The sequence below is a fragment of the Lentzea rhizosphaerae genome (assembly GCF_042649515.1).
GTDB classification, from domain to species: Bacteria; Actinomycetota; Actinomycetes; order Mycobacteriales; family Pseudonocardiaceae; genus Lentzea; species Lentzea aerocolonigenes.
On record NZ_JBHRZI010000027.1, the window covers coordinates 87772 to 113864 of the forward strand.

General features: G+C 69.7%; 19 protein-coding genes and 1 pseudogene. 2 read left to right on the forward strand and 18 right to left on the reverse strand.

Annotated elements, in window-relative coordinates; translation table 11 throughout:
* Window positions 1–23: 23 nt before the first annotated feature.
* The 18 genes and pseudogenes from ACFOWZ_RS30320 to ACFOWZ_RS30405 all read right to left on the reverse strand — a co-directional run bounded on the left by ACFOWZ_RS30320 (window position 24) and on the right by ACFOWZ_RS30405 (window position 24134).
* A complete protein-coding gene (locus ACFOWZ_RS30320) occupies window positions 24–1250 on the reverse strand; it encodes a glycosyltransferase 87 family protein (RefSeq protein WP_382377327.1) in 1227 nt (408 codons plus the stop codon).
* Window positions 1238–2440 carry a mannosyltransferase gene (locus tag ACFOWZ_RS30325; RefSeq protein ID WP_382377328.1) on the reverse strand — a complete coding sequence of 401 codons (1203 nt, stop codon included), beginning with the start codon at window positions 2438–2440 and terminating at the stop codon, window positions 1238–1240. The genes ACFOWZ_RS30320 and ACFOWZ_RS30325 overlap by 13 nt, the downstream gene beginning before the upstream one ends.
* Window positions 2433–3911 carry a polyprenol phosphomannose-dependent alpha 1,6 mannosyltransferase MptB gene (gene mptB / locus ACFOWZ_RS30330; protein WP_382377329.1) on the reverse strand — a complete coding sequence of 493 codons (1479 nt, stop codon included), beginning with the start codon at window positions 3909–3911 and terminating at the stop codon, window positions 2433–2435. The genes ACFOWZ_RS30325 and mptB overlap by 8 nt, the downstream gene beginning before the upstream one ends.
* 219 nt (window positions 3912–4130) lie before the next feature.
* On the reverse strand, window positions 4131–5045 hold the full coding sequence (locus tag ACFOWZ_RS30335; RefSeq protein WP_382377330.1) for a hypothetical protein: 915 nt from the start codon (window positions 5043–5045) through the stop codon (window positions 4131–4133).
* A 2-nt stretch (window positions 5046–5047) separates the two neighbouring features.
* Window positions 5048–5530: a flavin reductase family protein gene (locus ACFOWZ_RS30340; protein WP_382377331.1), complete on the reverse strand. Its 483-nt coding sequence runs from the start codon at window positions 5528–5530 to the stop codon at window positions 5048–5050.
* On the reverse strand, window positions 5527–6579 hold the full coding sequence (locus tag ACFOWZ_RS30345) for an LLM class flavin-dependent oxidoreductase (protein WP_382377332.1): 1053 nt from the start codon (window positions 6577–6579) through the stop codon (window positions 5527–5529). The genes ACFOWZ_RS30340 and ACFOWZ_RS30345 overlap by 4 nt, the downstream gene beginning before the upstream one ends.
* A gap of 2 nt (window positions 6580–6581) precedes the next feature.
* Window positions 6582–7505 carry a hypothetical protein gene (locus ACFOWZ_RS30350; RefSeq protein WP_382377333.1) on the reverse strand — a complete coding sequence of 308 codons (924 nt, stop codon included), beginning with the start codon at window positions 7503–7505 and terminating at the stop codon, window positions 6582–6584.
* A 13-nt stretch (window positions 7506–7518) separates the two neighbouring features.
* The gene (locus ACFOWZ_RS30355) at window positions 7519–8760 is read right to left on the reverse strand and encodes an MFS transporter (protein ID WP_382377334.1); all 1242 of its coding nucleotides are present in this window, start codon (window positions 8758–8760) and stop codon (window positions 7519–7521) included.
* A gap of 4 nt (window positions 8761–8764) precedes the next feature.
* Complete coding sequence (locus ACFOWZ_RS30360; protein ID WP_382377634.1) at window positions 8765–10309, reverse strand: amino acid adenylation domain-containing protein; 1545 nt, start codon at window positions 10307–10309, stop codon at window positions 8765–8767.
* Window positions 10286–11332, reverse strand: a pseudogene (locus ACFOWZ_RS30365) (HAD-IIIC family phosphatase); the annotation flags it as partial. The gene ACFOWZ_RS30360 and the pseudogene ACFOWZ_RS30365, both read right to left, overlap by 24 nt.
* A gap of 2 nt (window positions 11333–11334) precedes the next feature.
* A complete protein-coding gene (locus tag ACFOWZ_RS30370; protein ID WP_382377335.1) occupies window positions 11335–12288 on the reverse strand; it encodes a 3-oxoacyl-ACP synthase in 954 nt (317 codons plus the stop codon).
* On the reverse strand, window positions 12285–13385 hold the full coding sequence (locus ACFOWZ_RS30375; protein WP_382377336.1) for an acyl-CoA dehydrogenase family protein: 1101 nt from the start codon (window positions 13383–13385) through the stop codon (window positions 12285–12287). Before ACFOWZ_RS30375 ends, ACFOWZ_RS30370 begins: the two co-directional genes overlap by 4 nt.
* A complete protein-coding gene (locus tag ACFOWZ_RS30380) occupies window positions 13378–13635 on the reverse strand; it encodes an acyl carrier protein (protein WP_030466400.1) in 258 nt (85 codons plus the stop codon). The genes ACFOWZ_RS30375 and ACFOWZ_RS30380 overlap by 8 nt, the downstream gene beginning before the upstream one ends.
* Window positions 13632–14483: a 3-hydroxyacyl-CoA dehydrogenase family protein gene (locus ACFOWZ_RS30385; RefSeq protein ID WP_382377337.1), complete on the reverse strand. Its 852-nt coding sequence runs from the start codon at window positions 14481–14483 to the stop codon at window positions 13632–13634. Before ACFOWZ_RS30385 ends, ACFOWZ_RS30380 begins: the two co-directional genes overlap by 4 nt.
* Window positions 14480–17818, reverse strand: coding sequence for a thioester reductase domain-containing protein (locus tag ACFOWZ_RS30390; protein ID WP_382377338.1), 3339 nt, complete (start codon window positions 17816–17818; stop codon window positions 14480–14482). The genes ACFOWZ_RS30385 and ACFOWZ_RS30390 overlap by 4 nt, the downstream gene beginning before the upstream one ends.
* Window positions 17819–17820: 2 nt before the next feature.
* A complete protein-coding gene (locus ACFOWZ_RS30395) occupies window positions 17821–18120 on the reverse strand; it encodes a phosphopantetheine-binding protein (RefSeq protein WP_063756985.1) in 300 nt (99 codons plus the stop codon).
* Window positions 18121–22329, reverse strand: a complete 4209-nt coding sequence (locus tag ACFOWZ_RS30400) for a non-ribosomal peptide synthetase (protein ID WP_382377340.1) — start codon at window positions 22327–22329, stop codon at window positions 18121–18123.
* Window positions 22330–22418: 89 nt separating this feature from the next.
* Entirely contained in the window at window positions 22419–24134 is a 1716-nt protein-coding gene (locus tag ACFOWZ_RS30405) for a non-ribosomal peptide synthetase (protein ID WP_382377341.1), read from the reverse strand.
* 318 nt (window positions 24135–24452) lie between these two features.
* Between ACFOWZ_RS30405 and ACFOWZ_RS30410 the strand changes: the two genes are divergently transcribed.
* Entirely contained in the window at window positions 24453–25289 is an 837-nt protein-coding gene (locus ACFOWZ_RS30410) for an NAD(P)-dependent oxidoreductase (RefSeq protein ID WP_382377342.1), read from the forward strand.
* A gap of 2 nt (window positions 25290–25291) precedes the next feature.
* On the forward strand, window positions 25292–26093 hold an 802-nt coding region (locus ACFOWZ_RS30415; protein ID WP_382377343.1), incomplete at its 3' end, for a phosphoenolpyruvate hydrolase family protein.

Below are 26093 nucleotides of genomic sequence, written 5' to 3' on the forward strand. Positions count from 1 at the left end.
TTGCGGGTGAGCACCCGAATGGCCTAACTGGCCAGGGCGAGATCCGGGCTCCGGGGCACGCTTCGCGGTTTCGCGGTCTTCACCGCGAGCCCGGCCACGACCAGCGTGAGCAACGCCAGCGCGGGATAGGCCCAGCCGACCAGCGACAGCCAGCCCGGCCGGCTGATGGTCCAGATCGTCGTCTGCCGGTCGAGCTGGAACGCGATGACGTCCAGGAACATCACCGGGACCCACAGCGCCAGCAGCGTAGTCTTCGCCCACGGCACCAACCGGGCGTGCACCAGCCAGATCAGCAACGGCGCGACCCACACCCAGTGGTGGTCCCAGGAGATCGGCGAGAGCAGCAGGCCGAGGAACTGCACCGCCACCACACCGATCAACGCGTCACCCGCCCGCACGGCCGACCGCAGGGCGTAGCAGCACAGCACCACGGACACCACGGCGGCGATCAGCCACGGCCAGGTCATGCCGACGTCGTAGCCGAGCGTGCGGGACAACGCGCCACGCAGGGACTGGTTGTGCGCGGTGGCGAGCGGGCCCACCCGCGACGGGTCGAAGAGCAGCTCGAACCAGTAACGCTTCGCCTGGCCGAAGTCCACGAGGAATCCCAGGCCGACGCTCACGGCGAACGCGACGACGGACCACGCCGCGGCCGCCCACCTGCGCGTGGCGAGGAAGTACAGGCCGGAGATCGCGGGCACGAGCTTCACGCCGGCGGTCAGGCCGAGCCCGGCACCCGCGACACGCGAGTCACGGGCCACCATCGCGGCCAGCACGAGCGCCGCCAGCACCAGGTTGATCTGACCGAACTCGAACGTGTGGAAGACCGGCATCATCCACAGCAGCACCGCGGTCCACAGGATCGCCCGCTGGTTCCAGAGCTTCGACCACGCGTCACCGGCGACCAGGCGCAGCGTCACGCGCACCATCCAGTACAGGCACAGCACGGACAACACGCGGAAGCTCCACTGCGCCGCGCCCCAGAACAGCCACGTCATCGGCAGGAACACCAGCGCACCGAACGGCGGGTAGGTGAACGGCAGCGGGAAGTCCGGCGGCGAGTGCGGTGACGTCACCGCGTACAGGTCGCCGTCGAGCACGTGCGGAGCCAGCGACCAGTACACGTAGAGGTCGATCGACTCGTTGCCGAACCCGGTGACGAGGACCCACGTGCGCACGGCCGAGGAGATCGCGAGCAGCCACGGGGCGACGGCGAGCAGCCGCCGTTCCACCTTCATCAGTGTGCCCATTGCGGCCTCCTTTCCTGATCGCGGAGCAGCGCGGGCGTGGCGGCGAGGGTGATCAGCGCGAGCGCCGGGTAAACCCATCCGAGCGCCGCGAGTGGCCAAGGTCTCGGGATCTCCCAGATCGACGGCTGCTGGTTGATGAGGAACGTGATGACGTCCGAACCGGTCGCGACCACCCACACCAGAGCGAGCACCAGCGCGCGCCGGTGCCTGATCCCGTAGATCAGCCACAGCACCACCGGGATCGCCCACAACCAGTGGTGGCTCCACGAGATCGGCGAGACCAGCAACCCGAACAGCTGCACGATGACGACAGCGGCCAACGCGTCCGCGGCGCGAACGGCGTTGCGCAGGGCGAAGAACGTCAGCGCGCCCGACACCGCCACGGCGAGCAGCCACGGCCACGACGTCTCGACGTCGTACCCGAGCGTGCGCGACAAGGCACCGCGCAACGACTGGTTGATCGCCGACCCCACCGGCCCGACGCGATCGGCGGCACCGAGCAGCTCGAACCAGTAGCGCCAGGAATCCGAGGCCGACACGACGAAGCCCAGCGCCACGGTGAAGGCGAAACCCGCGATCGACCACGCCGCTGCCCGCCACCGTCGAGTGACGAGGAAGTACAGCCCGGAGATCGCCGGCGTCAGCTTCATCCCGGCGCCGACACCGACGCCGAGTCCCGCCACGGACTGCCGGACCGCCACCATCGCCGCGAACACCCCGGCGACCAGAACCAGGTTGATCTGTCCGAAGTCGAGGGTCTTGCGCACCGGCTCGCACCACACGCACAGTGCCGTCCACAACAGAGCGCGGCGCGACCACGTCACGTCGAACGGCTGCTCCACCTTGTCCGCCAGCAACTTCAGCGCCGTGCGCACCAGCCACCACAGACAGATCAGGGACACCACCTGCCACAGCACGCGTGCCGCGATCCACGGCAGCGCGGAGATCGGCAGGAACACCATCGCCGCGAACGGCGGATAGGTGAACGGCAGCGGGAAGTCCGCCGTGAACGGCATGTTGATCGAGTACAGCTGACCGGTCAGCAGGTTCGGCGCGAGGCTCCAGTAGACCTTGAGGTCGATCATTCCCCAGTCGGCCGGATTCCCCAGCGTCCAGGCGTAGACGCCCAGCGACAGGCACAGCACCAGTGGCGCGAACCTCAGCACCCGGTTCTCGAACTGCTCAACCACCGGTTCCTCCAGCAACGGGCGTGAGCACCGGCTCTGGCCGCCGCAGCTCCCGCGCGACCCACGCGCCGGCCGCGACCGTCGCGGCGAAGTACGGCCACCACACCCAGGGGTTCATCGAGTCGTAGGTCCAGCGGGCGACGATCGTGCCGTCGGGCAACGTCACCAGGACCATCCAGACCGAGATGCCGGCGAAGACCCCGATCCAGCGTTCCTTCCAGGCGAACGCGGCCCCCAGCGCCAGCGCCCACGTGAAGTACCACGGCAGCACGGAAGGAGCGAGCAACGACACCGCGAGCAGGGCGATCGTGGCCCGTTTGATCGCCTCGACACCACCGACGCGTGCCAGCCACCACTGCTGCACCAGGACGAAGGCGAGCACGACGACTCCCAGCGCGCGGAAAACGCTGAGGACACCCAGGTACGTGAAGCCGGGAACGTAACGGCCGACCGAGTAGTACAGCAACTCCCCCGCCGCGCAGGGCAACGACATCCACGTCAGCAACGGACCCTGCGACCGCAGCACGTCGATCCAGCCGAGGTCGACGCCCGCGACGACGGTGGCCGCGGCGAAGACGACGACGAACGCCGCTCCCCCGGCCCCGGCCGCCGTCAGGAAGCGCTGCCGTGCCGGGCCGGACAGCCGAGCCGCCCACACCCACACCAGGAACGGCACGACGAGAAAAGCTGTTGCCTTGACCGCGGTTGCGAGGGCGAGCAACGCGAACCCGGTGACGTGCCTGCGATCGAGCACCATCAGCACACCGGCCGCCATCAGCCCGACCATCAGGATGTCGTTGTGCGCGCCGCCGATGCCGAGTGCGAGCACGAGAGGGTTGGCGACGGTGAGCCACATCGCGATCGACGTGCGGCCACCGAGGTGACGGGTGAGACCGGGAATCGCCCACGCGAGGAGCACCAGACCGGCGAGCACCGCGAGGCGCATGAAGATCGCGCCCAGGATCACGTTGTCACCGGTGATGAAGACAGTCACCTTGCCCAGCAACAGGAACAGCGGCCCGTACGGCGACGGCGTCTCCTGCCACAGCCCCGCAACGTTGCCGCGCAAGGGAAGATCCAAGACGGACGCGCCGTGCACGTACGGGTCGAAGCCGCGCAACGCCACGGCGCCCTGCGCCAAATAGCTGTACACGTCACGGCTGTACAGCGGCGGCGCGATGATCAGCGGGGCGGTCCACGCCGCCGCGGCGAGCGCCACGATCCGCCCACCGGCCTCGCCCCTGAGGACCAGACGGCCGAGCCGGACCCACGACACCACCAGGAAAGCCAGGCCGGTGAACAGAACCAGGAACGCCAGGTCGTGACCGTGGCCGTACCTCAACGCGTTCAGGATCGTGCCACTCAGCAACGGATCCCTGCGGACGATCGCACCGGCCCCCAGACCACCGGCGGTGAGCAGCACGGCGCCGACCACGCCTGGCCACAGGACTCGCCGGGGAACAACTCCGGTCACAACCGAATCCACCCTCTTGAATTCAGGACTCGGCCAGCTGGTCCCGAGTTGGACGATCTCGACGTAATCACAAGATCGATCCTGCCACCACGAAGAAGTTCCGGCAGGAAGTTCGAACTTCCGGTACTTCCTCACCCACGGCGGCACCCCGGGCCGACATGGATGAACGGCGCATTCGTTCACCTGAGGTGGACAAATGCGCCGTTCATCGCGGGCGTGTCAGGGCAGGTTGCGCAGCTTGTCGTAGCAGGAGTCGAGGTCGCCGTCGAGTGAGAACTCGTGCAGTGGCAGGTCTGCGAGCAGCGTGCGCAGGTCGGCGTCGACCGCGTCGAGCACGGCCTGGTCGGTCTTGCCCGTCGTGATGTCGTCCCAGCACCGCTTCACGGCTTCGTCGAGGGACAACGGGCGGTTGCCGGTCGAACCGTCGCGGACCAGGAACACCGCCGCGTCGAGATCTGCCTTGGTGTGCAACCGTTCCCGGAACGACTCCGGCAGTTGCACACGAGCCTTCTCGCCCGGTGCGACGGAACTGACGTCAGCGCCGGTGAGTCCGGCACGCGTGATCGTTTCCTCGTCCAGGTACACGACCTGCGAGTAGCCCCACGCCGTGCGCGACGGATCGTCCATGTGCCGCACCATGATGTCCTCGCCGAACAGCTCGGCACCGCGGTGCAGGCACCAGAACGTGAACGTGGACTTGCCGGTGCCGGTGGGCGCGGACAGCATCATCGTCCGGCCGTCCACGCCGACCGCGCCCGCGTGCAACGGGTAGTGCCGCGGCGAACGGCACACCAGGTACAGGAACAGGCGCTCCAGGATCCAGCGGCCCCAGACGATCTGGTCGTCGAGGTCGCCCCGCGCCAGCGTGACGGTCGCCTTCCACTCGTCCGGGACGATCACCGCGCGGGAGTTGCCCGTGTCGATGGTGATCGGGTTCGAGGCGATGACCTCCAACGTGTGCGGCGGGTTCTCGGACGGCACACCGGCTCCGTCGACCACGCCGAACGTCAGGTGCACCTCGGGAGCGTCCGCCGGTGGCTCACCGGGGCCGAAGAAGGCCTCGACGACGTCGCGCGCCTCCGGGTGCACCGAGCAGACCACCCGGAACCCGTAGCACTCCTTGACCAGTTCCATGCTCACTTCCTCAGTTCGGTGAACCGGCTGCGCACGAACAGCAGGGGCGGCCGGTCGGACAAGACGTCGTACGCGCGCACGGCACCGATGAGCATCGTGTGATCACCGGCCGTGTACGCCTGGTCGAGCTCGCAGTCGAAGTAGCTGATCCCGTCGAGCAGGACCGGCGACCGCGAGTGCGGCGCCGGTTTCCACGAGACGCCGGCGAACGAGTCGGCGCCGGACGGCCGCTGGGAGTTCGCGAACCACCGGGCGACCTCCTGCTGGCCGTCGCTCAGCACGGTCACCGCGAACGAGCCCGACTGCACGATCCGTTCGTAGGTGCGCGACGAGCTGTTCACCGACACGAGCACCAGCAACGGATCGATCGAGATCGACGCGAACGAGTTCACCGTCATGCCGTGCGGTTCGCCGTCGGACACAGTGCTCAGCACAGTCACGCCGGTCGGGAACGTCGCCGCGGTGCTGCGGAAGCGGCTGCTCACGACTTGCCCAAAAAAGACGTGCACTGTCGTAAGGCGTTCAGGTGGTTCAGTCCGGAGAGGACGGTCTGCTGCGGCAGTCCGAAGTCGATCAGGCACGCGATCTCGTCGACGCCGATGGCCGCGGCCCTGTCGACGATCTTGCGGGTCTTGTCGACCGTGCCGAGCAACGCGCCGTCCTCGTAGTAGCGCTCGAACGCCCGCTGCACCAGGAAGTCGACGTCCTTCTCCCGCAACGTGGACGGGTCGATCTTGCGCGCACTGCCCTGCTGGGAACCGAGCAGCAGACCGAGCGAGCTGCGCAGGTAGTCCGACATCGGGCCGCGCACCAGCTCGCGCACCTCGTCCTCGTCCTCGCCGAGGAACGTGTGCACCATCAGCACGACGTGGCCTTCCTTGCCGTGGTGCTCGACGGAGGCCGCGCGGTACTCGGCGATCTTCGCCTCCAGCTCGCCGAGGTCCTGGCCGAGCAGGTGGGTCAGCAGTCCGGCGCCGGCGCGACCCGCGTTGCGGAACGTCTCCACGCCACCGGCACTGGTGATCCACACCGGCAGCTCGGGCTGCACCGGCGGAGGGAAGACGCCGACCTGCTGCGGCTTTCCGGTGCCGTCGACGACGTCGATCTTCTCGCCACGCCACAGCCTGCGGACCTGCTCGGTGTAGTCGATCAGCACCTGGCGGCGGTTCTCGTAGTTCTCGGGCTTCAACGCGAAGTCCACCGCGTGCCAGCCGGAAGCGAACGAGAGGCCCACGCGGCCGCCGGAGATGTTGTCCACGACGGACCACTCCTCGGCGATGCGCAACGGGTTGTGCAACGGCGCGACCACGCTGCCCGCGCGGATCTGGATCCGTTCGGTCACGGCGGCGACCGCGGCACCGGTCACCGACGGGTTCGGGTACAGGCCGCCGAAGGAGTGGAAGTGCCGCTCCGGGGTCCACACGGCGGCGAAACCGTTGCGGTCGGCGAACTTCGCGCCGTCGAGCAGCAACCCGTAACGGTTGCTGTCGAGCTCGCGGCTGTTGTTGGCGAAGTAGAACAGGCTGAAGTCCACCGTCAGCTCCTCTCCAGCGCGGCGACCAGGGTGTCGTGATTGGCGTCGAAGTCCGGGGTCAGCGCGAGCTCCCACACCGGCATGCCCTCCAGCAGGCCGCGCAGGTCCTTCTCGACGTCCGCCTCGAACGAGGTGCCGATCTTGCCGGTGTTCCAGTCGGACCGGGTGCGCTCGACGGCGTCGTCGACGTCCACGTCCCGCATCGAGCCGTCACCGCGCGCCAGGAACAGCAGGCAGTGCGGCACCGAACCGGCGAGCATCCGCGGCTCGAACGACGACGGCAGGATCACGCGGAACTTGTCGCGCTTCGGCACCTCGGCGCTCTGCGCGCCGTCGAGTTGCGGCCAGAGCTCCAGCAGCTGCGGCGACAGGTACGTCACGCGCGGGTAGCCCCACAGCGTGCCGGACTCGTCGTCCATGTGCCGCACCACGATGTCCTCGCCCGCGAAGTCCGCTCCGCGGCGCAACGCCCACGCGGAGAACGTCGACTTGCCGACGCCGCTGTCCGCCGTGACGACGGCGGTGCGGCCACCGACCGCCACCGCGCCCGCGTGCAGCGGGTAGTGCCGCTGCGACCGGCAGACCAGGTAGATGAAGGCGCGCTCCAGGATCCAGCGGCCCCACACGATCTGGTCGTGCAGGTCGTGGCGCGCCAACGAGATCCGCACGGTCCAGGCCGCCGGGTCGACGAGCGCCTGCGTGCGGCCGACGTTGATGACGATCTCGTCGGCGGTCTCCCAGTCCTCCGGGAAGTACGGCGGTTCCACCTGGTCGCCGCTCTCCTCGGTGACGCCGACCTCGACCCGGACGACCGGCGCACCGGGCACCACGGGTCCCGCCGCGGTGCCGAAGAACCCGTCGATCACGTGGGCCGCGTCCGGGTCTGCCGAACACTCCACCGGGAACCCGTAGCAGCTCCGGTTCAACTCTCTCCCCTTCTCATCCATTGTGGACAACCACCCCGAACCGCTCGCGGGTGCGCGACGCCCAGCCCTCGGCGATCGGCGCGACCGCACCGGCGGCGAGCATCAGCGCGCCGAACACGAGCCAGCCCGGCCAGCCGATGCCGATGATCAGCACGGTCGCGGCCAGTGGGGTGACCGCGGCCGCGAGCTGGTCGGTCATGCCGAACAGACCCTGGTACTGCCCCATCGCGTGCTCTGGCGCCAGCTCGTAGGCCAACGCCCAGCCGCCGGCTGCACCCAGCAGCTCGCCGAACACGTGCACCAGAGCCCCAGCCGCCAGCGCGACGACCGCGACCCAGGCGGGCTGTCCGGCGGCCAGTGCGAACAACGCACAGCAGGCCGCCAGGGCCACACCAGCGCGACGCAATGCCCGCGCACCACCCGCGGCGGTGTCGGTGCCCTGGCTGACCCGCACCTGGAACAGCACGACCATCACCGTGTTCAGCACGAGGATCGCCGCGTAGACCCATGTCGGAGCGTTGGTGCGCTGGGAGATCCAGATCGGCAGCGCGACGGTCAGGATGCCGCCGTTCATCACCAGCACCGCGTTGATGAGCGCCACCACGACGAACGGGTGGTCGCGCAGGACGACCCAGCGCGGGCCGTCGGAGTCTTCCTTCTTCTTCGCCGCGGCCTCGACCTGCGGCAGGACCAGGTAGGTCAACCCGGCCGCGACGTAGATCAGGCCGCACGTGATGAGCAGGCCGACGTACACGGCCCTGGTGTCGAAGTGCAGCGCGACACCACCGCTCACCGCGCCGAGCGAGATGCCGATGTTGTTGACCGAACGGATGAACGCCCGTGCCTGCACGCGTTCTTCCTTCGGCACGACCCCGGCGACCAGCGCGCCGCGGGAGGCGTCCGAGCCGGCCTCCGCCATCACGACGAGGCTCGCCGCGATCAGGAACCCCACGAACCCGCCCACCAGTGCGTACCCGCAGATCAGAACGCCTTGCAGCGCCACGAAGAACGTCGCCGTGTTCCGCGCGCCCAGCACGTCCGCCGCGTGCCCGGCCGGGATGCTGGTGAGCATCCCGACGACGGCGGCGATGGTGAGCCCCAGGCCGACCTGGGTCGCGGGCAGCCCCACCGATCTGGTGAAGAACAGCACGCTGACCGACAGCAGCATGCCGTTGCCGACGCTGCGGCCCAGGCTGCTGGCGGCGAGGATCCGGATCGGTCCCGGTGGCGGGACCAGATGACGGAGGAACGACATCTTCTTACCTCTCCGCCGCGATCATGTCGCGGAGCTCGGGCCGATCGACCTTGCCGTTGGCGTTCAACGGCAACGCCTCCAGGTGCCGGTACTTGCGCGGCACCATGTGCACCGGGATCTGCTTGCGCAGCCACAGCAGGAACTTCGTCGCCTCGACCTGTGCGCCGGTGTAGAACCCGACCAGCTCGGTCTCGTCCCCCTCGCGCACCGCGACCACGATCGCCTGCGACACGTCGGGGTGCTTGCGCATGGCGGCCTCGACCTCACCGAGCTCGATGCGGTAGCCCCGCACCTTCACCTGGTTGTCCAACCGTCCGAGGTGGACCCACTCGCCGTCCTCCACGCGCACGCGGTCACCCGTGCGGTAGTAGTGCTCCGGCGTGAGCTCGTCTGTCAGATCAACGAACCTGCCCTGGTTGTCACCGGGGTCGAGGTAGCCGTCGAACCGCTGCGAGCCGCGGACGACGAGCTCGCCCTCCTGCGCCGGCCTGCCCTCCTCGTCGATGACCTGGTGTTCGAGGAAGTCGTAGACAGGACCGATCGGGACCGTGTCGTTCGACGTCCGCGGCCAGTCGCCGGGGTCCTGCGGCAGCCGGTACTCGGTGCACGCCACGGTCAGCTCGGTCGGGCCGTAGACGTTCTCGATGATCGCGTCCGGCGCGACGCCGTGCCACAAGCCGGCCTGCCGCATGGTCAGCTGCTCGCCGATGAAGATGCTGTAGCGCAACGTGCTCACGCGGCCCATGGGCAGGTTGCCCAGCTCCGCGCTGACCGAGACCACCGACGGCACGGAGAACCAGTGCGTGATGCCGTGGTTCACCACGTAGTCGACCGGCTTGAGCAGCTCGTTGCGTTGCGGTGCGACCAGAGTGGCCCCGCCGCCCCAGGTGACGAACAGGTCGAACACCGACGGGTCGAAGGTCAGGTCGAACGTGTGCGACATCCGGCAGCCCGGCGTGACCTCGTACCGCTCGATGTTGTGCGCGACGTACGGCGAGAGGTTGCGGTGCTTGATCGGCACGCCCTTGGGCCTGCCCGTCGAACCGGACGTGAAGAGCACGTACGCCACGTCGTCCAGCGACACGTCGTACGGCGGCAGCACGTCCTCGTCCACACCGGTGTCGACGATGTCGGTCTCCGTCAACGGGAGCACGGTCGGCACCAGCTCGTCCAGCTCCGCGGTGCGTTGCGCGAGACCGGACTCGTCGACCAGCAGCACGTCGATGCCGGCCAGTTCGGCCACCATGCGGTTGCGCTGCCCCGGATAGCCGGGGTTGAGCGGCGTGACCGTCGCCCCCAGTCGCAGTGCCGCGAGGTAGCCGGTGAACGCGACGAGGCTGCGGGCCGCGAGCAGGCCGAGGCGCTGTGGCGGCTTGCCGTGCTCGCGCAGCACGCGGTCGGCCAGCGACACCACGCGCCGGTGCAGCTCGGCGTACGTGATCGACTCGCCGCGCACCTCCAGCGCGGGCTCGTCCGGGAACCGCCGCACGGATCCGGTGAACCACTCGTAGAGCGTGCGGCCACCCAGTTCCGGTGCGTGGACGGTCATCGTCGTCGACTCGACCTGGCGCGTCGGCACGAGGTGCAGCCGCTCGACGTCGGTCGCCGCGAGCGTTGCCCGGCAGGAACAGTCCGCCGTGGTGAAGCCCGCGAACCGGTACGCGACCTCCATCATGCGGTTGCGGTCGGTCTTGCGGAAGTCGGCCACCAGGTGCACGCCCGCGCGGGCGGCCTGGTCGGTGAGCCACCGCAGGATCACCGCGCCGGTGCCGAACGACACCACGCGGCACGACGTCGCGAGCAGCTTGAGGTTCCAGACGTCACGGTGCTTCTCGATGAGCATGACACCGACCGCGCCGTGCGGGCCGAAGCGGTCCGTCAGCGTGGTGACCAGCACCTCGTGGTGCGGGTCGGCGAGCAGGGCGCGCAGGTCCGCGTCCGAGTAGTGCACGCCGGTCGCGTTCATCTGGCTGGTGCGCAACGTGAGTTCCTCGACGCGCGAGATCTCCTCGTCGCCCGCGCGGTGGATGCGCAGCTCCAGGCCCAGCGAACGCAGGAACTCCTCGTCGGGCCCGTCGTGCTCGGTCCGCGCGGCCTCGCGCTGGAAGCCGGCCTGGTACATCTCCCGGCGGCGGCGCGCGTCGACCGTGACGACGGCGGGGCTGAACTCGGGCAGGCTCGGCAGTTCCAGCGCCCGTTCGGCCTCGTAGCAACGCACCTCGGGGTGGTGGAACTCGACCTCGGCGCGTTCGGTCGGCGTGTCGTCGATGAACGCGATGGTGCGCAGCGCGAAGTTCAGCGAGTCCGCGATCACCTTGACCGAGTCGGACTTGCGGCCCCACCCGATCTGCGGGTGCACGAAGTACTCCGCGAGACCCAGCGCTTCCAGCTTGGCCCACGCGTTGTCGTGGTCGTTTCGGCTCGCGACCGACTGCAGGATGCCGCGCGAGTCGAGCTCGACGATCACCGCGCGCATCTCGTCGGCCAGCACGACATCGCCGTCCTCGAGCAGGATTCCTTGCCACAGCGTGTGGTCGAGGTCCCACACCAGGCACTTGACGGTCTCGGTCACGGTCACACCTCCCACAGGGTCACCGCCCACGCGGCGACCGGGCTGTTGTTCAGCACCAGCACCAGATCCCCCTGGTTCAGCTCACCGGAACGCAGCAGCGCGTTGAGGTTCAGCACGACGTCCATCGCGCCGAGGTGCCCGAGCTCGCTCAGGTGCTGCCCGCAGACCGGGTGGATCGGCGTGCCCAGCAACGTCTCGTAGAAGCCGTACGCACTGGCCGTGACGTTCTGCATGATGGTCGCGGCGACCTGGGGGATCGTCGCGCCCGCATCAGCGAGCACCTCGCGCACCAGCCGGCCGAGCCTCTTCTGGCTGTGCATGGCCAGTTCGAAGCGGTACCGGTCCGCAGAGTCGCACTCCTCGCGCCACTCGTACCAGGGCGCCTGCTTGTAGTCGACGCGGAACAGGTCGTGGAACGACCCGTCGGTCTCCTGCCGGTGTGCGCGCAGCACCGGACGTCCGCCGCGCACCATCGTCATCGCGTACGCGCCGTCGCCGATCACCGTGACGGGGAACCGGATCCGGTCCGCGCCGGTGGGCCGGCTGGCGTGCGCGATCACCACGGACTCGCGGCTCGGATCGGCCTTGAGCAGGTCCGCCGCGAGCGCCCACGCGGCGCTGGAACCCGCGCAGCCCAGGCCGTCCACGGTGAACGAGAACGCCTTCTTCAGTCCTGCCTGGTGTTCGACCGAACCGGAGTCCGAGCCGAGCAGCACCTCCGGCGAGCGCGCGCCGACGACCATCAGCACGTCCGGGTCGACGGGGCCGAGCCCGGCGATCGCGCGGGCCGCGAGATCGGTGGTCGCCTCGTCCTCGAACACCGAGACGGTGTCCACTCCGGACGCTCGCGCGAACTCCTGCTCGTCGTGGCCCAGCAACCCGAACTCGGGCAGGTCGACGACCTTCGCCCGCTCCTCGGGCAGCAGGCAGTGGATCGCACCGATGCCGATGGTCACGACGCCACCGCCAGAGCGTGTTCCGCCAGCACCAGCTGGCAGATCTCGTTGCTGCCCTCGATGATCTCCATGAGCTTCGCGTCCCGGTACGCGCGGGCGACCACGTGGCCGTCGTGCGCACCGGAGGACGCGAGCACCTGCACCGCGCTGGACGCACCGCGCGCGGCGTTGCCCGCGCTGACGTGCTTGGCCACCACGGCGGCGGTGATCATCTCGGGCGAGTTGTCGTCCCAGCACCGCGACGCGTGCTCACAGGCGCGGGTCGCGATCTGCTCGGCCACCAGCAGCTCGGCCAGGTGACGGCCGACGAGCTGGTGCTCGGCGAGCGGCTTGCCGAACTGCTGACGCGCCTTGGCGTGCCGTGCGGCGGCGCCCAGACAGGCCCGCAGGATCCCTACGCAGCCCCACGCGACCGACACGCGGCCGTAGGTGAGCGCCGAGGTCACCAGCATCGACAACGGCTGGCCTGCACCGCGCAGCAACGCGCCGGCGGGCAGCCTCACCTCGTGCAGGTCCACATTGGAGTGACCGGCGGCCCGGCAGCCCATGGGGTTCGCGACCCTGCTGACCTTCACGCCCGGCGCGTCGACCGGCACGACGACCGCGGCGGCGCCGTCACCGAACCGGCCGATCACCACGATCATGTCGGCGTAGCCCGCCCCCGTGACCCAGATCTTGGCACCGTCGACGACGACCTCGTCGCCCTCGGCCCGGATCGTGGTGCCCATCGCGGCGAGGTCGCTGCCGGCACCGCGTTCGCTGAACGCGATGCCGACCAGCTCACCCGACGTGAGCCTGGCGAGGTAGTGCGCCCGCTGCTCGGCGGAACCGAACCGCTGGATCGCCCACGCCGCCATGCCCTGCGAGGTCATCAGGCTGCGCAACGAGCTGCACAGGGCACCGACGTGCGCCGTGAACTCGCCGTTGTCGAGGCTCGACAGGCCGAGCCCGCCGAACTTCACCGGCACCTCGGGGCAAAGCGCACCCGCGCGCCCCAGCTTGCGGACCAGGTCGGCGGGGATCACCCCGGCGCGGTCCCACTCGTCCGCGCGGTCACCGACCAGCCCGGTGACCAGCGCACGTAGTTCGTCACTCACCGCGCAACCTCGACACCAGCGAGGTCATCGCACCGACGGTCCGGAAGTTGTCGATCACCAGGTCGTCGCCGGACACCTCCACGTCGAAGGTGCTCTCGATGAAGACGACGAGCTGCATCGCGAACATGGACGACACGGCACCGGCCGCGAAGAAGTCGTCGTCCGGCGTCCACGTCTTCTTCGTGTGCTTCTCGACGAACCCCAGAAGCTGCCGCTCGATCTCGGCTGCGTGGTTGACGGACGTGGTCACAGTGCTCCTCCGTGCTCGTAGAATCCGCGGCCGGTCTTGCGGCCGAAATCTCCGGCGGCGACCTTCGCCACCAGCAGGTCGCAGGGCTCGTAACCCCGGTCCCCAGTGCGTTCGTGCAGCACCCGCAACGAGTCCACGACGTTGTCCAGACCGATCAGGTCGGCCGTCGCGAGCGGGCCGGTGCGGTGCCCGAGGCATCCCTCGAAGGCCGCGTCGACCGCTTCCGGCGTCGCCCTGCCCTCCTCGACGATGCGGGCGGCCTCGTTGATCGAGCGCTGCAGGATGCGGTTGATCACGAACCCGGGCCCGTCGCCGACGACGACACCGTCGCGGTCGAGTGCCGCGAGCAGGTCGGTGACCTTGCTCATCGTCTCGTCGCCGGTGCGCGGCCCGCGGATCACCTCCACGGCGCGGATCAGGTAGGGCGGGTTCATGAAGTGGATGGCGCACAGGTCCTCCGGGCGCGCCACCGAGTCGGCCATCTCGTCGACGGGGATGGCCGAGGTGTTGGACACGATCACCGTGCCGGGCTCGACGACGCCGGAGACCTCGGCGAGCACCTTCGCCTTCAGCTCCGGCTTCTCCGTGACGGCCTCGATCACCGACGTCACGTCCGCGAGGTCGGCGTAGTCCGTCGTGGTGATCAGCTCGGCCTCGCCGGTGCGGGGCAGCTTGCCCATCAACCGGGCCAGCTTGAGCTGCTGACGGACTTCCTTGCGCGCCTTGGCGAGCGTCTCGTCGTCGACGTCGACCAGCACGACGGGGACGCCGTGACCGATGGCGAGCGTGGCGATCGCGGCGCCCATGACGCCCGCGCCGAGCACACCGATGCGGTGGTTCATCTTCATGCCTCCACGAGGTCGGCGCCGAGAACGCCGGTGATGAGCTCGCCGAACTTGTCGTGCCGTTCGGCGAGGAAGGTCAGGCAGCGGCGCAGCAGCTCACCCGTCGGCGCGCTGGACAGCTCCGCGCGTTCCAGCCACGGACGCCAGGCGACGGCTTCGAGACCGTCGTCGGCCAGTTCATGGCCCTCCAGCTCGTAGAGCGCCATGGTGGAAAGCAGCGCGCTACCGCTGTCGAGCGCCTTGTCCGCGATGCGCTGCTGCCACGTCTTCGGCGTGACGGCCTCGGTCGCGAGGCCGGCCTCGTCGAGCAGCGAGAACATCCGGCGCGGGCTGTACGCGAGCTGGTCCACGAGGTGGTAGACCCGGCCGACCGAGCCCGGCGACACCGTCAGCTCGGCCATGGCGCGCGCGACGACGTCCACGGGTGCCATCGGCATCGCGCGGTCGTCGAGCGGGTGCGCGCCGACGGCCAGGCCGCTGGTCAGGACGTTCCAGATGAGGTCCTTGTCGTTGCAGGCGCCCGTCTTGGTCGACCCGAGGATGAAGCCGGGGCGGAAGATCCGCACCCGCATGCCGTCCTCCTCGGCGCGTTCCAGGATCCGTTCGGCGACCCACTTGCTGACGCCGTACCCGCCCTGCTGCGGGTCGAGCGGCTGCTGCCGGGTCTCCAGGATCTTGTTGTCGGTGCCCATCGCGTAGTGCGTGGCGGCGACCGTCGACACGAAGCTGAAGTCGCGGATGCCGTGGCCGCGCATCCACCGCAGCAGGTCGACCATGGCGAGCACGTTGTCCTCGCGCAGCACCCGGTACGGCTCGGTGAACACGACCTTCGCCGCGCAGTGCAGGACGTACCCGATCCGCCTGGACAGCTCACCGTCCCGGTAGGACTCCAGCACGCCGTCCTTGAGGTCGCCCAGCACGATCCGGACGCGCTCGCGGTCCGGTTCCGGCAGCAGGAGCTTCTCCGACGCCTCGCGCAACCGCTTGCGGGCGTGCTCTTCGTCGTCCGCGCGGACGGTGCAGTAGACCCGGCCCTCGGTCGCGGCGAGCAGCTCGTGCAGCAGGAACGTGCCGAGGAACCCGGTCGCGCCGGTGAGCAGCACGTCCTTGCCCGCCGCCTCGTGCACGGCCAGGTCACCCAACGGCAGCGCCATGTCGATGTCGACGAGGTCGCCGTCGCCGTCCGCGATCGGGTCGATGTCGGCGGCACCGCGTTCGGCACCGGCCTGGACACCGCGCACGATCTCCGCGATGCGCCGCACGGTGGCCTTGCTGCCGCCGGCGCGGTGGACGTTCACCAGCACGCCGGTGCGTTGCTGCACCTCCAGGGCCATCCGGACGGACAGCAGCGACGATCCGCCGAGCATGCCGAACTCGTCGTCGACGCCGATGGAGCCGGCACCGAACAGGTCGCGCCAGACGTCCAGCAGCTGGGCCTCGACGTCGTCGGACGCCGCTACCGGCGGGGTCGCCACGGCACACGCGGGAGCCGCGGTCGCCTGACCCAGTGCGGGCAGCCGGTCGAGCGCCCAGTACCGCTTGCGCGGCAACGGGTACGCGGGCAGCGGCACGCGCCGACCGGTGTCACCCGCGAGGGCCTCCCAGTTCACCTCGACGCCGTGGAGCCACGCCGTGGTGACGGCCTCGTCGAATTCGTCCGAAGTGGACACGACGTGCACGCCCTCCGGCAGCATGCCTTCCTCCGCACGCACCTCGACGTTCGCGCCGAACGCGAGCCGGTACAGGTCGAGGTTCTCCGCGCCGACCACGACGGCCTTGCGCGACACGGCCTTGACCGTCTTCGCGAACGGCGGGCGCGGCAGCTTCAGCGCGGCGGCGAGCTTCCCGGCGGGCGCGGTGACCACGCGGCGTTCCGGGAAGGCCTTGCGCCCCACCCGCAACGTGTGCGCGACGTCGGCCGCCTCTGCCGGGTCGATCGCCTCGGCCAGCCGCTTCGACATCGCGTCCAGCTCGGTGCGGGTGCGGGCGGACAGCACCAGCCGCACGACGTCGGACGCCTCGGCGCTCGGCCGCGTGGGCGCGGGCGCGGGGGCGATGACGGCCGCGACGTTCGTGCCGCCCAGACCCATGGAGTTGATCAATACGTGCCGGTCGCGATCGTCCGTGCGCCCTGCCTCCGAGGACAGGAAGAACGGGCTCTCGGCCAGCACACCGGGGTCGCGCGGGCGTTCGAACAGCGGGTGCGCGGGCAGGTCGCCGGTCGCGACCACGTTGACAGCCTTGATGAAGCCCGCGATGCCGGCGGCGGGGCCGGTGTGGCCGATGTTGACCTTCACGCTGCCCAGGCCGACGAAGTTCGTGCCCTTCGAGCTCGCCCGCAGGCCCTCGGTGAGACCGCGCAGCTCGATGTGGTCGCCTAGCGACGTGCCGGAGCCGTGCGCCTCGACGTACCGCAGCTCGTCCGCGCTGACACCGGAGATCCGCAGCGCACCGGCCACGACCTCGGCCACACCGGACGGGTTGGGCGCGGTGAAGCCGGACCGGTCCGAGCCGTCGTTGCCGACCGCGCTTCCCTTGACCACCGCGAGGATCCGGTCACCGTCGGCGAGCGCGTCCGAAAGCCTGCGCAGGGCAACGACTCCGACGCCGGAGCTGAACGACGTGCCGGTGGACTTCGCGTCGAACGCGCGGCACAGGCCGTCCGCCGACATGAGGCCGCCGACCTGGTACCGGTAACCCGCCAGGGGTTCCAGCACGGTCGCGCCACCGGCGAGCGCGATGTCGCACTCCCCCGAGAGCAGGCTCAGCGTCGCGTAGTGCACGGCGTAGAGCGAGGACGAACACGCGGTCTGCACGCCGACGGTGGGTCCGCGCAGGCCGAGCTTGTAGGCCACCCGCGAGGTCAGGAAGTCGCCGAGGCCGCCGAGGTGCAGGTCGACGTCGTCGATCGCCGCGGCCAGGCCCTCCGCCTGTGCCTTGGCGGCGAACAACATCGAGGTGTAGGTGCTCGACGCACCACCCGCGAACACGCCGACGACGGGTCCGTCGAGGCGCGGCGGGTGACCTGCGGTCTCCAGCGCCTCCCACGCGGCCTCGAGGAAGACCCGCTGCTGCGGGTCGATCAGCTCGGCCTCGGTGGGCGGGTAGGAGAAGAACTCCGCGGCGAAGTCGGCGACGCCGGGAAGGGTGGCGCCGACGCGGACGAAACCGGGGTCGGTCAGCAGCGCGTCGGACACCCCGGCCGCGCGCAACGCCTCCTCCGGCAGCTCACGCGTGGACACCACGCCGTTGCCGATGTTGTGCCAGAACTCCTGCGGCGTCCAGGCGTCCGGGAATCGGCACCCGACGCCCACCACCGCGATGTCGGTGTCGCTCACGTTCAGTTCCCCTGTCGGGCGCGGCCGATCAGGCCACGCCGGTTGGTCGCGCCCAGTTCCACGAGCTCGCGCTTCGTCTCCGGTGAGGTCAGCAGCTCGACCTGCGCGGTGACGGTGCTGTGCTGGAACAGGTCGGCCGCCTCCAGGTCACGTTCGGTCATCCCGTTCAGCCGTTCGAGCAGGACGATGAGCAGCAGCGAGTCGCCGCCGAGCTCGAAGAAGTTGACGTCGTCCGGTACGGACTCGACGTCCAGCACCTCGGCCCACGCCAGGCGCACCTGGTCGCGCGTCGCTGTGTTCACTCAGATCTCCTTCAGTGCGGGCGCATCGGGATCGATGGCCAGGTCGGTCGCGGCGGTGACCAGCGACGCGAGTAGATCGTCCACAGTGGATCGGTCGAACAGGCCCGTCGCGTAGGCCAGCGACAGCTCCAGTTCTGGTGCGTCTGTGGCGGTGAGTTCGAGCTCGTACTTGATGTGCAACGGTTCCGGCGTCAGGTACCGCGCGGGCACGCCGAGGTCCGGCGGTGCCGCGTGGCCGGGCAGCGCCGTCACGTACACGGGCGTGACGGCGGGCCTGCTGAGGTCGCGGCCGGGGTGCAGCGCCGTGGCGATCGCGTCGAACGGCACGTCGGCGTTGCGGTAGCAGGTGGTGCTGTGCTCGCGCACCCGGTCCAGCAGCTGCCGCCACGTCGGCTCGTCGCGCAGGTCGACGCGCAGCACCAGCGTGTTCACGAACATGCCGACGGCGTCCTGCGCCTTGTCCCTGCCCGCCCACGGGAACGCGAGCAGGAAGTCCTTCTGCGTGCCGCGCCGGGCGAGTGCGACCGCGAGCACCGCGGCCACGGTCATGAACGTCGTGCTGCCCAGGTCACGCAGCTTCGCGGTGACGTCCGCGGGCAACGTGGTGGTGCGGGTCTGACCCGCGGTCTCCTGCATCGCGCCGCGCGAACGGTCGTGCGGCAGTTCGATGTCCGTCGGGGCGTCCTTAAGGCTCGCGATGATCTCGTCCGGGCTGGTCTCGGCCGCGGTGATGGCCGCCGGGTGGACTGGTTCGGCCAGGTCTTCGTTGCGGTAGGCCTGGGAGATCTGCTCGGCGAGCACCTGGTGCGACCACCCGTCGGCGACGATGTGGTGGGTGACGAGGACGAGCAGCGTGCGGTCCTTCGTCGTGACGATCTCGCCGTAGGCCGGGGCTTCGGTGGCGAGGTCGAACGGCGTCCAGCACACCTGGGCGAGGTGCTCGGCGAGGTCCGCTTCCGGCCAGTCTTCCGCGTCGGTCACGTGCACCTCCGGCGCGCTGCCGTCGGTGCGGTAGAACACCTTGCGCTGCTTGGCGTTCAACGTGAACCGCGAGCGCAGCGCGGGATGCCGGCCGAGCACCAGTTCGGTGGCCTCGCGCAGGCGTTCGACGTCGACCTCGCCGGTGAACTCGGCCAGGACCGGTGCCAGGTAGGCGGTGCGCAACGCGGACACCTTGTCGATGAACCAGAACCGTTGCTGCACCGAGGTCGCCGGGTGCTCGTCACCGACGACCTCGACTGCGTTGTCGGCGGTGGTGCCCAGCAACGCGCCGAGCCCGGCCACGGTCGGATCGGCCAGGAAGTCCCGCAACGCCACCGGGGTGTCGGCGAGCATCTTGACCGCGAGCAGCGAGTGGCCGCCGAGGGTGAAGAAGTCGCCGTCCGGTGGGAGCTCGTCGGAGTCCCGTTCCAGGGCCTGGGCGAACAGTTCGGCCGCGCGGTGCTGGTCCGGGGTGAGCTCGACGGTGCCGCGGACGGCGTCCGGCAGTCGCGTGTCGCGCATCTTGTCGAGCGCGGTGAAGTCCATCTTGTCGTTGCCGGTCATGGGAATGGCGTCGACGACGTAGACCTCGCTGGGGAGGACGGCGGCCGGGAGCCAGCGGAGGAGGGGTTTGAGGAGTTCGTCGCGATTCGGAGCTTCGGCTGCCAGCTCCACCCACGCCACCAGCCTCAGCGGCGTCCCCTCCGCCTTCACCGCCGCCGTCTTCACCGACGGCTGGTCCTCCAGGAGCTTGCGGACCTCGCCCAGCTCGATCCGGTTCCCGAGCACCTTCACCTGGTCGTCGACCCGGCCCAGGTACTCGATCTGCCCGTCCCTCAACACCACGCGGTCACCCGTGCGGTACATCCGCCCACCGGCCGGGTCGAGCAGGAACGCGGCCTCGGTCCGTTCCGGCTGACCGAGGTAGCCCAGCGCCACCCCGGCACCCGCGACGCACAGCTCGCCGGGCACGCCGACAGGCAGTTCCTCCTGTCGCGGCCCGAGGATGTACGCGCGGGTGTTCGGCACCGGCACACCGATGGCCGGCGGGCGGCCGTCGAGCTCGACAGGGGCGAACGTGCTGATGCAGCTGGCTTCGGTGGGGCCGTAGATGTTGCGCATCGGCACGCCCCAGCGACGTGTGCACTCCTCGGCGAGCGTGGTCGGCAGTCCTTCGCCGCCCACGTACAGCGTGCGCAGGGAAGTCGGGCCGCCCTCGTCGGCGTCGAGGATCGCGCGCAGCAGGCTCGGCGTCATCGACGTGACGGTGACCTCGCGCAGCAACCGGGCGAGCGCCGGTGGGTCGCGTCGTTCGACGTCGTCGGCGAACACCAGTTCCGCACCGGCGATCAGGGCGCGGAAGACCTCGTGCGTCGCGCCGTCGAACGACGTCGACCACGTGCACAGCACCCGGTCGCCGGGGCCGAGGTCGATGTCGCGCGCCCACCACACGCAGGTGTTGAGCATGCCGCTGTGTGGGACCAGCACTCCCTTGGGGCGGCCGGTCGTGCCGGACGTGTAGATCACCACGGCCGGTTCCTGGCCGATCAGGTCGACCGTGCGCGGAGTGCCGGACACACCGCGGAAGTCCTCGATCCGCACGACCTCGACGTCGGTGCCGTGGCGGGCGATCAGGTCCGCTCCTGCCTCGTCGGCGAGCACGATCCGGGCACCCAGCTCCGCCAGGACGTGGTCCAGGCGGTCGGCGGGGGTGTCGAGGCTCAACGGTGCGTAGGCGGCACCGGAACGGAGCACGCCGAGCCACGCGGCGACGAGCGCGGGACTGCGTGCGGACAGCACCGGTACGAACTCGCCGGCGACCTGGTCCGCAAGAGCCCACGACCACTCGTCCAGTTCGCGCCACGACACGCTGTCACCCGCGACGCTCACCGCCGGAGCGTCCGATGTGTACGCACGGCCCACGACATCGAGCACCGAGGTGGCGCCATCGAGGTCCTGCGGCGCACCGAGAACAACGGAACCATCAGTTGTCAACGGCAGTTTCGCGAGCGGCGTCTCAGGTGAGTCGACCGCGGCCCGCAGCAGCGTGAGGAAGTTGTCACCCAGACACGCGGCCATCTCGGCCGTGTACTGGTCCGTCGCGAACTCGATCCGCCCGCGCCTGCCCTCTGCGTCGTCCTCCACGATGAGGATCAGGTCGAACTTCGCCGTGCCGGTGGGCAGCAACTCCGGCGTGCTCCACGGTGTGCCGGCCTTGGGCGGGTGCGTGTTCTGCAGCGCGAAGCCGACGTCGACCACACCGCGGGCACCGTTGGCCGTGAGCTGGTCGAACGGGATGCCCTGGTACGTCAGCGACTTGAACGCCTCGACGCGGGACTGCTTGCACAGCGCCGCGAACGTCTGGTCCGGCTGCGGCAGGCAGCGCAGCGGCACGGTGTTGACGAAGAACCCGACGAGCGACTCGGCGTCGGCGTGCGGACGGTTCGCGGTGACCGTGCCGAGAACGAACTCGTCGCGGCCGGACCAGCGCTGCACCACCGCCTGGTAGGCGGCGAACAACACGACGAACGGCGTGGCGCGCAACGACTTCGCCAGGTCGCCCACGCGGTTCCAGAGCTCGTCCGGGATCACGAAGACGTGCTGCTCACCCGGCCTGACCGGTCCGGTGGCCGGGCGCGGCGAGCCGAGGGTGAGGTCGGTCGGGAACTCGCTGAGCTCCTCGACCCTGCGCACGACGAGGTTCTTCATCGCCGCGGTGTCGAACGACGCCCGGTCCTGCCGCGCGAAGTCCTTGTACTGCAACCGGAGAGGCAGCAGTGCGGCACCGGCGTAGGCAGCGGCGAGGTCGTCGAAGAACGCGGCGAGCGACCAGCCGTCGATGGCGATGTGGTGCACGTTGACCAGCAACACGTTCTGGTCGCCCTGCCACAGCGTGCAGCGGATCGGCGGTGCCGCGGCGAGATCGAACCCGAGGCGAGCCCTGCGCAGCGCGTCGGCCCGCACGTCGTCCACATCGGACACGACCTCGAGCGGCACGTCCGGCCCGCCGACGACCTGGACCGGACGGCCGTCGCGCAGCTCGTAGCGGGTCCGCAGCACCTCGTGCTTGGCCGCGACCGCGTGCAGCGCGGCGGTCAGCCGGGGCACGTCGACCTTCTCCCGCCACGTCAGCAGCAGCGGCACGTTGTACGTCGGCGCGGCAGGTGCGGCGGCGTCGATGAACCACAGCCGTTCCTGCGCGAACGACAGCGGATGCGTCTCAGTCACTCGCGAAACTCCGTGATAGTCGGAAAAAGAGCGCGTGGAAACCGCACACGACCGAGAGACCGGTGTGTGCTGAAGGGAAAAGCCGTTGGTTACCGAGCGGCTACTTCATCGCGGACGCGCTCCGCCAGTTCGGCGAGCGAGTCGGCCAGCAGGACGTCGGTGGGGCCGAGGTCGATCGCGAGTCGTTCCCGCAGGCGCGAGGCCAGCTGGATCGCGAGGATCGAGTTCCCGCCGGAGTCGATGAAGTTGTCCGCCGGATCGGCGCCGGGAACCCCCAGCACCTCCCGCCAGATCAGCCCTACGTGTTCCGTCACATCAGTAGGAGCTACTTCATCGGCCTCTGATACCACTGAGTCCGCAGAAATTTGAGAAAGAAGTCTCGTTCTGTCGACCTTGCCGGTCGGGCCGTACGGGAGCTCGGTGAGCAGGACCCAGCGCGCGGGCACCATGTACGCGGGAAGCTTGGCGCGCAAGGCATCGCTGATCATCGCACCGTCCACCGTGGACCTGGGCAGGACGAACCCGACGAGCGACGCCGCCGGCCCCTCTCCCACCTTCTCCACGAACGCGCTGTCGGCGAGCCCTGTCGCGAGGACGGCCTGCTCGATCTCCTCCAGCTCGATGCGGAACCCGCGCAGCTTCACCTGCCGGTCCCGCCTGCCGAGCAGCTCCAGCGCACCGTTCGGCAGTTCTCTGGCGAGATCTCCGGTGCGGTACATGGGCTTTCCCGACACGGGATCGGGCACGAACCGTTCCGCGGTGAGCTCCGGCCGGTGCAGGTAGCCCAGCGCGACACCGGGCCCGCCGATGCACAGCTCGCCCTCGACCAGGTGCAACGTCGTGTCCTGCAACGGGAACCCGACCGGAACCCGGTCGAGGCCCGCCAGACTCTCCAGCGTGCAGTCGTAGTACGTGGCGAACGTGGTGGTCTCGGTCGGGCCGTACCCGTTGACGAGCCTCGCGGGCGGTCCCGACTCCAGCACTCGCCTGGTGGCGGCCAGGTCCATCTGCTCGCCGCCCGCGATCACCGTCTTCAACGCCCGCAGCGCCGCGGGCCGTTCCCGCGCGACCAGGTGGAACAACGACGTGGTCAGGAACATCGTGGCGATACCTGAGTCCCTGACCAGCGCGATCCAGTCGTCGATGCGCAGTTCGGTGATCGACGGCAGCACCACGACGGTGCCGCCCGACGTCAGCGTGTTCCACAGCTCGAACGTCGTCGCGTCGAACGCGGGGTTGGACTGGTTCGCAACGCGGTCACCAGGCTCGATCGTGCAGAACACCGGGTTCGACACGAGCCGCACGACCGCGCGATGCGGCACCACGACACCCTTGGGACGCCCGGTCGAACCGGACGTGTAGTTCACGTAGAACGGGTCGTCCTGATCGATTTCGTTGTCGCTGAAGGACTTCCCCTCGTCAACGATCACCCTGCGCACGCCCGGCAGGTCCGGGCCACCGCCGACCAGGAACCGCGTGCCTGCCTCTTCGAGCAGCACGCTCAGACGTTCGGCGGGCGCGTGCGCGTCCAACGGGAGGTACGCGGCACCAGCGCGAGCGATTCCCAGCATCGCCACGATCATGCCGACGGACCGTCCACCTCCGACGGCGACGATCTCTCCCCGAGCGACTCCCAGTTCAGCCAGCTCGGCGGCCACCCCTCCGGAGAGGTGCCAAAGTTGTTGATATGTAAAGGATTCGCCGGTCACCGGGTCGACCACCGCCTCAGCGGATGGAAGTTGATCAACCCGGGCACGGACGAGTGCGGGCACGCAGCAGCCACTGCGCGCGTCCGAAAACGCCACGATTCTCCCCTGAAAGCCCAGTTATGACGGTTGCACCACCCGTGCTCGGCCCCTCCCAGGCCCGAGCACCCCTCCTCGGCGCGACCCCCCACCGTCACGTGAGGAGAAACGCTAGTGAACGGAAGGTGAACGCCCAATAGACCATTCGTGGCAATTAAGGAAACGAATAGGTCGGCAGAACGAGTCCACCACGGACTGCCGGTGACAGAGTGAGCACGTGCTTCGAACGTTCCGGTGAACGGGACGTGAGTCGTTGCGACATATGAGGTTCGCCAAATCCAGTAGCACGCCTGGACCCCTCCTGTACTGTCCGGCCACGTGACTCGCATCGCGTTTCTGGGACTCGGCCGCATGGGCGCACTCATGGCGACCCGACTGGCGGCAGCCGGACATGACCTCACCGTGTGGAACCGCACCGCGGACAAGACCGCGCCGCTCGTGGAGGCGGGTGCAACCGCGGCCGGCACTCCGGCGCAGGCCGTGGCGGGCGCGGAACTCGTCATCTCCATGCTGTTCGGCCCCGAGGCCGTGCGCGAGGTGTACACGAACGCGGCGGAGGCGTTGAAGCCCGGCACGATCGTCGTCGAGATGTCCACGATCGGCCCGCAGGCCGTCGCGGAGCTGAAGGAGACCCTCCCCGACGGCGTCCGCCTCATCGACGCGCCGGTGAAGGGCAGCCTGCCCGCCGCGAGCTCCGGTGAGCTCGGCATCTACGCGGGCGCGGCCGACGCCGACCTCGCGGAGGCCGCGGACGTGCTCGCCGTGCTGGGCAAGGTCAAGCACGTCGGCCCCACCGGCGCGGGCGCGTCGGTGAAGCTGCTGGTGAACCTGGTGCTCGGGTCGTCGTTCGTCATGGTGGCCGAGGCGCTGGCGCTCGCCGATGAGCTCGGCGTCGAGACCGACGCCGCCCTCACCGCACTGGAGGGCACCGCCGTCGGCTCCCTCATCCCGCGCGTGCGCGCGAAGCTCGAGAACCCCGGTTCCACGCAGTTCTCCCTGGGCCTCGCGGAGAAGGACCTCCGGCTCGTGCTCGACGCGGGCGGTGTCGCGAACGGTGTGGCCGCCGGTGCCCAGGAGAAGCTGGCCGCGGCCGTCGCGGACGGCCTGGCGGAGAACGACATCAGCGCCGTGCTCAACCACGTCCGCGGGAAGTGACGGTGGGCTTCACTCGCGCGCAGGTGCTGGAACGCCTGCGCGCCAAGGCATCGCGCGGTGCGGCGATCATCGGCGGCGGTGCGGGCAGCGGCCTGTCGGCCAAGTCGCAGGAGGCCGGCGGCATCGACCTGCTCACGGTCTTCAACTCCGGGCGTTACCGGACGGCGGGCCGCGGATCGCTCGCGGGCCTGCTGGCGTACGGCAACGCCAACGAGGTCGTGGTCGACATGGCCAGGGAGATCCTGCCCGTCGTGACGCGCACGCCGGTCCTGGCCGGTGTGAACGCCACCGACCCGTTCTACTCGCCGGAGGTCTTCCTGCCGGAGCTCGCCCGGCTCGGTTTCGCCGGTGTGCAGAACTTCCCCACGGTCGGGCTGATCGACGGGAACTTCCGCGCCAACCTCGAAGCCACCGGCATGGGCTACGGCGTGGAGGTGGAGATGATCGCGACGGCTCGCCGGCTCGACCTCGTCACCGCGCCGTACGTCTTCTCCGCTCAGGACTCCGCCGCGATGGCCGAGGCCGGCGCCGACGTCGTCGTCTGCCACCTCGGCCTCACGGTCGGCGGCACGATCGGCGCCGTCGGCGGTCCGACGCTGGACGAGAGCGTGGAGCTGTTGCAGGAATGGGCCGACGCGGCACACGCGGTCCGCGACGACGTTCTCGTGCTGTGTCACGGCGGCCCGCTCGCCGAGCCGGGCGATGTCGCCCACGTCCTCAAGCACACCACCGGCGTGCACGGGTTCTACGGGGCCTCGTCGCTCGAACGCACCCCGGTCGAGACCGCGATCACCGGCCAGACGC